General features: G+C 41.9%; 6 protein-coding genes and 1 tRNA gene. 6 read left to right on the top strand and 1 reads right to left on the bottom strand.

The annotated features are described in order from the left end of the window. The 6 genes from WC615_RS19975 to WC615_RS19950 all read left to right on the top strand — a co-directional run. The coding region (locus WC615_RS19975; protein ID WP_372979827.1) for an alkaline phosphatase family protein at nucleotides 1–865 on the top strand (865 nt) is incomplete at its 5' end. 410 nt (nucleotides 866–1,275) lie between these two features. After that, nucleotides 1,276–1,884 carry an RNA polymerase sigma factor gene (locus tag WC615_RS19970; RefSeq protein WP_372979826.1) on the top strand — a complete coding sequence of 203 codons (609 nt, stop codon included), beginning with the start codon at nucleotides 1,276–1,278 and terminating at the stop codon, nucleotides 1,882–1,884. A 73-nt stretch (nucleotides 1,885–1,957) separates the two neighbouring features. Beyond that, nucleotides 1,958–2,911: a FecR family protein gene (locus tag WC615_RS19965; protein WP_372979825.1), complete on the top strand. Its 954-nt coding sequence runs from the start codon at nucleotides 1,958–1,960 to the stop codon at nucleotides 2,909–2,911. A gap of 113 nt (nucleotides 2,912–3,024) precedes the next feature. Next, on the top strand, nucleotides 3,025–6,564 hold the full coding sequence (locus tag WC615_RS19960) for a SusC/RagA family TonB-linked outer membrane protein (RefSeq protein WP_372979824.1): 3,540 nt from the start codon (nucleotides 3,025–3,027) through the stop codon (nucleotides 6,562–6,564). 35 nt (nucleotides 6,565–6,599) lie between these two features. Beyond that, nucleotides 6,600–8,387, top strand: coding sequence for a RagB/SusD family nutrient uptake outer membrane protein (locus WC615_RS19955; RefSeq protein WP_372979823.1), 1,788 nt, complete (start codon nucleotides 6,600–6,602; stop codon nucleotides 8,385–8,387). Between the two features lie 27 nt (nucleotides 8,388–8,414). Next, nucleotides 8,415–9,254 (top strand): endonuclease/exonuclease/phosphatase family protein, encoded by an 840-nt coding sequence (locus WC615_RS19950; RefSeq protein ID WP_372979822.1) that lies wholly within the window; start codon nucleotides 8,415–8,417, stop codon nucleotides 9,252–9,254. Between the two features lie 250 nt (nucleotides 9,255–9,504). On the opposite strand, the gene WC615_RS19945 is transcribed toward WC615_RS19950, so the two are convergent. Beyond that, nucleotides 9,505–9,595, bottom strand: a tRNA-Ser gene (locus tag WC615_RS19945). Between the last annotated feature and the right edge of the window lie 25 nt (nucleotides 9,596–9,620).

Here is a 9,620-nt window from a genome sequence, read left to right as displayed (position 1 = left end):
GTTCCCGTTCTTATGGTCGGTAGTAAGCGGGCAAGGGCAGCTGTATGGTAACCGCGATGCAGGCAATAGAGATGAACTTGCTAATCAGTACCGTTTTTCGTACCCGGGCTATAATGAGATATTTACCGGTTTTCCGGATGTAAGGATGAATACCAATGATCCTGTCACAAACCCAAACATGAATGTGCTGGAGTATATCAACAAGCAAAAAGGCTTTGAAGGGAAGGTTATAGCGTTCTCTTCGTGGGAAAGGTTCCCGCAGATACTGAATGTAAGCCGTTCGGGCCTTCCGGTTTATTCGGGCTATACTGATCTGAAAAATACAGATGCAAATACGCGGTTAAAATACCTTAACGAACTGCAGCATAATGTACCGCCTTACCTGGGCGATTCGACCCGTTTAGATTTTATTACTTATGAGTATGGCAAGGAATATATCAAACAATATAAGCCGCGTGTATTGTATATGGCTTTTGACGAAACGGACGATATGGCGCATGCTGGCAACTATAAGTTTTACCTTGACAGGGCAAAACAAGAGGATGGCTATATTAAAGAGTTGTGGAATATGATCCAGGCCGACCCCTTCTATAAAAACAATACCACATTACTGATAACCTGCGACCATGGACGTGGCGATGTGCCGATAGAGAAATGGCGCGATCATGGAGCTGATGTGAACGGTTCGGAGAACACCTGGTTTGCAGTAGTTGGACCCGATACAGCCCCCAAGGGCGAAGTTAAAACGCCAACTGTTACTTATCATAAACAACTTGCACAAACTATGGCACAATTGCTTGGGTTTGATTTTAAGGCTAATGCAGGGCACGATGTTGGCGATGCTATAAAAACGGTAATAAAATAATTGTTTAATAAAATTTGTTTTTTGGAAAGCAAAAACGCCTTAAATGATGCATTTAAGGCGTTTAAATTATTTAAGATATATTAGACGGAGCAGGACTCGAACCGCTTTATATTAACATGTTAAAAAATGTTATGCCGGATTGGCCGCGAATTAGTTAGTTTTTTGTCGTTTTGCAAAAAAAACATTTTCTTGGTCAACACTTTTCTTTTTTTTTAGTATTGCCGGTCAGGGTAGATTTAATTGCATCAGTAGTTATAGGTTTGTTGTTTTCGAGGAGCGACTTTATTTAACGACGCCTGCGCACAATAAATCGGCTTTTCTGCTTTATAGGCCTGGCAATAATTTTCAAACTCTTTTTCTTTACCCTTAAATTTAACAATTACTTTACGTTGGTTAACTAATTTTGGAGCATGCTGAAATTTGACAATCCACCTACCGACGATGAGTTGTTGGAATTGCTTAAACAAGGCGATACCAATGCTTTTGATGAGTTATATAAGCGTTATTGGAAATCGCTTTTTAGCGCTGCTTTCTCCAGGCTGGGCGATGAGGGCGCCGCGAAAGATATAGTTCAAAATCTCCTGATCGAGATCTGGCAAAAACGAATTGGCCTGCAAATTAGTACTACGCTTAGCCAGTATTTATTTGGTGCTATTAAACTTAAAGTGCTTCAGCATTTTAGGTCGGAAGATGTGAAACAGAGTGCGATAGAAAAAGCGTTGGAACGCATGAATGACCATTTTTACACAACAGATGCCCTACATGGTTATCTTGATCTTGAAAAAATTGTCAGCGCTGAGGTAGAAGTTATGCCTGTTAACATGAAGCGGTCATTTTTACTAAGAAGCGACAGCTATTCGGTTAAAGAAATTGCCGAAAACCTGAACCTTGCCGAGCAAACCGTATCTAACAACATTACCGAAGCTTTAAAACGATTAAAGCGACGCCTTAAGGTTGAATACCCCGACCGTTACATAAACTGTTTTATTGTAATCATGGCGTTATTTACAAAAAGTTAACATAAAGTTGATTTAAAATAGAAGTAGTAAAGGGCGTTTTGTGCAACATATCAGTAAAACAGCACAAAACTGAATGACCCCATCTGAACTAAAAGATTTAATTGACCGCTACCTTAAAAATAATGTAACCGAGCAAGAGCGCAAACTGGTTGACAACTGGTACCAATCTTACGAAAGCAGCAACCATTCATTATCTGCTGAGAAAGAAACACAGCTAAGTGAAGAGATATATGGCTATGTGCAAAAGCGTTTACACCCTGCACCGGCCAAAATACGCCGCATAAGTATTAACAGAAGATATGCTGCCGCGGCTGCTGCCATATTATTGGTTAGCGCTGCTTTGTTTAGTCGTAAAAAAGCCCCTGAGCGCCAGGCCAACGAAACATTTACAACCATTAGCACAGGTACAGGGCAGATTAAAAAGCTGGATCTGCCGGATGGGTCAAAAATTTGGCTGAATGCCCAAACAAGTATCCGCGTAAGCAAAAATTTTGAGAACCATACCAACCGTAATATTTATTTAGACGAAGGCGAGGCATTTTTTGAAGTAAGGAAGAACCCGGCCCGCCCCTTCTTGGTAATTACCAAAAGTATTACTACCCGCGTTTTGGGTACATCATTTAATGTTAAAGCATACAGGCAATTAAATAGTGCCACAGTAACTGTTAGAACCGGCCGTGTGCAGGTAAACGATAAGCAAAAAAAACTGGCTGTACTGTTACCTAACCAAAAAATAACCTATTCTACAAAAGAGCACACCGGTTATGTAAGCACCTACAATGCCGAAAACAGCAGAACATGGGCGGAGGGCAAAACCGTGCTAAACCATGTATCATTTAACGAATTGGCCCTTGCCATTCATAACATTTACGGCATAAAGCTTATCAGCAAAAACAAATTAACACATACCTATCAATACAATATAATTATCAGCCCGCTGCGCACTGTTGACGAAACGCTGAAAATTGTATGTTCTATTCATCAAAACAGTTTCAGGAGGAAAAATAATGAAGTAATTATTTATTAATAAAAAAAGCCGGTCTGTAGCAGATCCGGCCATAGTTTGCAAAGCTAATAAATTGAGCCTTATTAGCTTATACCCTTAGTTTCTCTGTTAAAATTCACTAAGAATTCAAAAGTATGAAAAAAAATTTACGTTGCTTAACTAAAGCCATGCGTATCACGTTTCTTATTTACACCATAGTTATTGCGGGCGCAGGTGTACTCATAGCCGCCCCAACCACAGGCCAGATCTTTGAAAAACGCGTAAGCGTTTCTTTCAAGAACGAAACCCTTTCCAGTTCTGTCAAAAAGATTGAGCAGGCAGGTCATATCGATTTTGCCTATGACCCTGAACTGGTAAACCTTACCGAGGTTAAGATCAAAGGGGGCACGTTTAACGACGAGCGCTTAGCTACGGTACTTAAAAAGCTTTTTGCCAATACCCAAATCGGGTTTAAAGAAGAAGTAGAAGGTACTGTTACCCTTTATAAAAAAGAGCTACCTTCAAAGGCAGCCCCGGGTAAAATATCAGGAAAGGTTGTTGACGAAAAAGGCGAACCGCTTACCGGCGCTACCATTATGCTGGTTGAGGCCGGTAAAGGTGCACAAGCCGATATCAATGGTGCGTTCAGCATCACTGCAGACGAAGGTACCTACACCATGGTGGTAAGCTTTATCTCGTTTGAATCTAAACGCGTACCGGGTGTTAAAATAAAGTCTGGCGAAGAAACTAAAGTTAATAGCATAACGCTGGTTGCCCAGTCGGGGACGTTAAACGAGGTGTTGGTGGTTGGTTATGGCACACAAAAGAAACAAAATCTTACAGGTGCGGTAGACCAGGTTACGTCTAAAGTTTTAGAGAACCGCTCGTTGCCTAACCTTGCACAAGGCTTGCAGGGTGTAATACCTAACTTAAACCTTACTCCTTTAGATGGTAAACCGGTGCAATCACCATCGTTTAACATCAGGGGTACTACTTCTATTGGCCAGGGTGGTAACGCACTGGTACTGGTGGATGGGGTAGAGGGCGATCCAAGCCGCGTTAACCCTAATGACGTGGCCAGTGTATCGGTACTTAAAGATGCTGCTTCTGCTTCTATTTATGGTGCAAGGGGTGCATTTGGTGTTATATTGATCACTACCAAAAATCCATCGAAAGAGAAAACAAGTATTACCTACTCGTTTAACCAGTCGATAAAAAGCCCTACCACTGTACCAAACTTTGTGACCAATGGCTACACCTTTGCCAAAATGTTTAACGAAGGATGGAGCGCGTGGAACGATTATTCGCAAACGCCGCAAAACATCAACAAAACGGTAAAATTCTCTCAAGCTTATTTGCAAGAGTTAGAAAGGCATGCTAATGACCCATCTTTGCCACAAACTATTGTAAACGCGGCCGGCGAATATGAGTACTATGGCAATACAGATTGGTATGGCCAGTTATACAAAGATCATAACAGCGCCCGCGAACATAACCTTGCAGTATCTGGCAACAGCGGGAAAGCCGATTTCCTGATCACCGGTCGTTACTACTCTCAAGATGGTTTGTTCCGTTATAACTCTGATGATTATAATATCTATAACTTAAGGGCAAAAGGCTCGTTGCAGGTTTACCCTTGGTTAACCTTATATAACAATGCCGATTACTCTAACATGAAATACCATAACCCCTTAAATGTGGGCGAAGGTGGCAGCATCTGGCGGAACATTGCAGATGAGGGCCATACTATGGTGCCTATGTTTAACCCCGATGGTACCCTAACCTACTCTGCTGCTTATTCTGTTGGTGATTATTATTACGGTAAAAACGGTATTGATTTTAATAACCGGGTGTTTAGAAATACCACCGGTTTTGTTGCCCAATTTTTTGAGAATGTATTTCGTGTAAAAGGTGATTTCACTTTCCAGAATACCGATAACAATCAAAAACAAAAGCGTGTGCCTGTACCATACAGCCGCAAACCGGGCGTAATTGAGTACGTAGGTACAAATTATAACGATTATCAGAATGTAAACCAGAGCACACAGTACATGGCTACCAATATTTATGGCGAATACGAGCCTAAGTTAAAAGGCGGCCATTATTTTAAGGCATTGGGTGGCTTTAACTTTGAGCAATCAACATTAAACAGTATAAGCGTTTTACGTAACGGCTTAATTTCTGAAGATGCTACCGATATTAATCTTGCTTTGGGCCAGGGTATCACCACAAAAGGTGGATGGGACAGATGGGATATATTGGGTGGCTTTTACCGCTTAAACTATTCTTATAATGACCGTTACCTGGTAGAGGCAAACGGCCGTTACGATGGTTCATCCAAATTCCCTTCTAATCAGCGATATGCCTTCTTTCCATCAGTATCTGCCGGTTGGAAGATTACAAACGAGCCTTTCTGGAAAGTATCAAAAGATCTCATCTCTGACCTGAAGATCAGAGGGTCTTATGGTTCATTAGGTAACGGAAGTATCGCCTCTTACGCTTTCCAGGAAAAGTTCAATATTTCTAAATCGGGCAGGATCTTAAATGGTGTTTTACCACAGAAAACAAGCCAGCCCGGCGTTTTGCCCGACGGTTTAACCTGGGAAACATCAAATACCCAAAACTTAGGTTTAGACCTTGGCATGTTATCAAACCGTTTAACCATTACGGGTGATGCATACATCCGCAGAACAAAAGATATGTTTACTGTGGGTATGACCTTACCTGCTGTATTTGGTACAGATGTACCTAAAGGTAACTATGCCGACTTAAAAACCACAGGGTGGGAAGTATCGGTAGCATGGAGAGACCGATTTAATGTTGGTGGTAAACCATTAAATTACGGTATTAGGGCAACCGTTGCCGACTACACCGCCAAGATCACTAAATACAACAATCCTGATAAAAGGTTAAGTGACTATTACGCAGGCCAAACCGTAGGCGAAATTTGGGGATACCAAACTGCGGGTTATTTTACATCTGCGCAGGATATTGCCAACTCACCTAAACAAACACTTATCAAAGCATCTAACACCGGCCAGCTTTTACCGGGCGATATTAAATTTGCCGATCTGAACGGTGATGGTGTTATAAATGATGGCGATAAAACCGTGGATAAACCTGGCGACAGGAAGATCATCGGTAACTCTACCCCAAGATATACTTATGGTATAGGTGTAGATGCCGACTGGAATAACTTCTCATTCTCGGCATTCTTCCAGGGTGTGGCCAAACGAGATTGGTACCCGGGCTCGGAAGCAAGTGTTTTCTGGGGGCAATACAACAGGCCTTACAATAAAATACCGGTATCACAGCTGGACAAGATCTGGTCAGAAAGCAACCCCGATGCTTATTTCCCAAGATATCGTGGTTATGTTGCACAAAATGGCCAGGGCGAGTTGACACAGGCGCAAACCAAGTATTTGCAGAACGCTGCTTACCTGCGTATGAAAAACGTACAGGTAGCCTATAACCTGCCGTTGCACCTGATCCAGAAAATCAAGTTGACCAACCTGCGTGTATTTGTATCTGGCGAAAACCTGTTAACCTGGTCGCCACTTTACAAGATCACCAAGGATATTGACCCGGAAAGTATCAACGGATCTGACAGGATCTTAACTGATGGAAGCAGTGGTAACGGAAACAATTACCCTATCCTTAAGAGCGTAACATTAGGTTTAACAGCCACATTTTAATCATTATTAGCACAAACAATTTAAATAGCTTAAATATGTTTTCCCTAAAATCAACCTTCATAAGGCAATCTGTAATACTGCTGCTTTTAAGCTTAGTTATAGTTAGCTGTAAAAAATTAGACCAGGTGCCGCAAGACACGGCACTAAATCCCGCCGTATTTGGTAGTGTGGATGGTTTGCAGTTATATGCCAACTCTTTTTATGATAACCTGCCAGATGCCGGTGCGGTAGTACGTGCCGATGCCATGTCTGATTATGCGGCCAGAACATCTGTGCCAGACTTTTTAAGGCCCGGTGCATACAGCTCCAGGCAAAGTACCGGCTGGGACTGGACAGCTCTGCGTAATATCAATTACTTTATAGAAAACAACGTTAGCCCAAAAGTACAGTTAGCTAAACGCCAGCATTTTATGGGCCTGGCGCGCTTTTTTAGGGCGTGGTTTTACTTTGATAAACTGAAACGTTTTGGTGATGTACCATGGATAAACAAAACCATGAAGATTGATGACCCTGATCTTTATAAAGGGAGAGATAGCAGGACATTAGTGGTAGATTCTATACTTGCCGACTTAGATTTTGCCAGCAAAAATATCACCACTACAGATAACACCCGTAGCCTTATTACCAAGTACACTGCCTATGCATTTAAATCAAGGGTTTGTTTATTTGAAGGTACTTTTAGAAGATACCATACCGAGTATAGTCTGCAATCAACTGCAGAGGCTTTACTTACCCAGGCTGCCGAAGCGGCACAACAAGTAATGACTAATGGTGGTTTTAGCTTAAACAATGCCGGCGGTACAGATAAGGCCTACAGGCAACTTTTCACAAGCCAAACCCCGGTTGCAACAGAGGTAATATTGGCCGCTGTTGTTGACCCTACATTAGGTATCTTTAATGATGCCAACTGGTATTGGACAAGCGCCACTTATGGCGACAGGCTTAGCTTTATACGCACCTTTGTAAACACTTACCTTAATATTGATGGTACGCCATTTACAGACAATGCCGGCTACAGAACTTTGCCATTTGCACAAGAGGTAAAGGGCCGTGATAAGCGTTTGCAACAAACTATCCGCATGGGTAATTATACACGTTTAAATGGGGCTACTCAGCAGGCTGCACCACCGGTGTTCTCTTACACCTATACAGGCTATCAACCAATTAAACTAACACAGGATGATGCATCAATGGATGGTGGTAGCCGCAATACCAACTCTATCCCTATCATGCGCTACGCCGAGGTATTGTTAAACTATGCAGAAGCAAAAGCAGAGTTAAACACTTTAACAGATGCAGACTGGAACATAACCATTGGTGCCCTGCGCAGAAGAGCCGGCATTACCGGTAATACTGCAACCAAACCGGCCGTTGCAGATCAATACCTTAAAACAAACTATTTCCCGGCTATATCTGATGCGTCTTTATTAGAAATAAGGCGTGAGCGCGGTATAGAGCTGGCTTTTGAAGGCTTTAGGTTTAGTGATATCATCAGATGGAAACGCGGCGAACTAATGGACCAGACCTGGAATGGGTTTTACGTACCGGCATTGAACGTACCAATTGATTTAAATGAAGACGGCGTATTAGATGTATGCTTTTACACTACCCTGCCTGCTACCCAGGTTGCCGGGGTTACCTACGTAAGCGTTGCCGATAATTTATCAAACGGTACCGTTAACCCGCAAAGGTTAAACAATGCAAACGAGCTTACCTGGTTGACCACCGTACAGCGCAAATGGGACGACAAGTATTATTTGTATCCTATCCCCGAAACCGACAGGTTGCAAAATCCTAAACTTGGCCAAAACCCGGGTTGGTAATAATTATCACTTATAACAACAAGCATTATGAAAATAAAACAACTGCTATTTACAGCATTATTAATATTAACCGGCTTATGCAGCCAGGCACAACATTTAATAGTTGGCACTTTTAATTTGAGGTTTGATAACCCTAAAGATACCGGTAACCTTTGGATTAACCGCGCACCTGTAGCCGCTGCCCTGATCCGCTTTCACGAGTTTGATATTGTTGGTACGCAGGAAGGCTTGAGCAACCAATTGGAAGATCTTAGCAAAGCATTACCGGAGTATCAGCGTTATGGGCATGGCCGGGATGATGGTAAAGATGGTGGTGAACACTCAGCCATTTTCTTTAAAAAGGACAGGTTTGAAGTATTAAAAAAAGGTGATTTCTGGCTGTCAGAAACGCCTGATAAACCAGGCTTGGGTTGGGATGCAACTTGCTGTAATCGTATTTGCTCATGGGTTTACCTGATGGATAAACAAAGCAAAAAGAAATTTTATTTCTTTAACGCCCATTTTGACCACCAGGGAAAAATTGCCCGTGAGGAAAGCGCCAAACTAATTCTTAAAAAAATAAAAGAAATAGCAGGCAACGAAAAAGCATTATTTACAGGCGACCTTAACGGCGACCATAACAGCACCTGGTATAAGCGCCTGGCTGCCTCAGATTATTTGGTTGATACTTACACTTTAGCGGTAAAACCGTATATATTTAATGCTTCTTTTAACTCGTTTGGTAAAGCACTGGATAAAGATGGCATTATTGATCACGTCTTTACTACTGGTAAGGTTAATGTAAAACGTTGGGGTATTTTAACCGATACTTATCGTGGTAAGTTTCCTTCAGATCACTTCCCGGTTCTAACGGAGATTATTTTTTAGTTATCTGATAAATACTATAAATAAACGAGGCTCCCTGACTTAGGTGGCCTCGTTTATTACTGCTTAAATCAAGATGTTCATCTGTTTAATTCGTTTATTAGTAGCAATTTGTAATATTTGGGGTGACCTATTGCGTCGGCCGCCTATCAGGTCACCAGAACAATGCGATTTATTGAATATTTTGATTCGGTCTAAAAAAAACGCCTTAAATGATGCATTTAAGGCGTTTTTGAATTATTTAAGATATAGTTGGCGGAGAGGGAGGGATTCGAACCCTCGATACACTTTTGGCGTATACACACTTTCCAGGCGTGCTCTTTCGACCACTCAGACACCTCTCCGTTTTTATTAAGGATTGCAAAGGTA

Origin of the sequence: Mucilaginibacter sp., assembly GCF_041663085.1 — a bacterium.
In the GTDB taxonomy this organism is placed as follows: Bacteria; Bacteroidota; Bacteroidia; order Sphingobacteriales; family Sphingobacteriaceae; genus Mucilaginibacter.
This window is presented reverse-complemented; position numbering and strand designations above follow the sequence as displayed.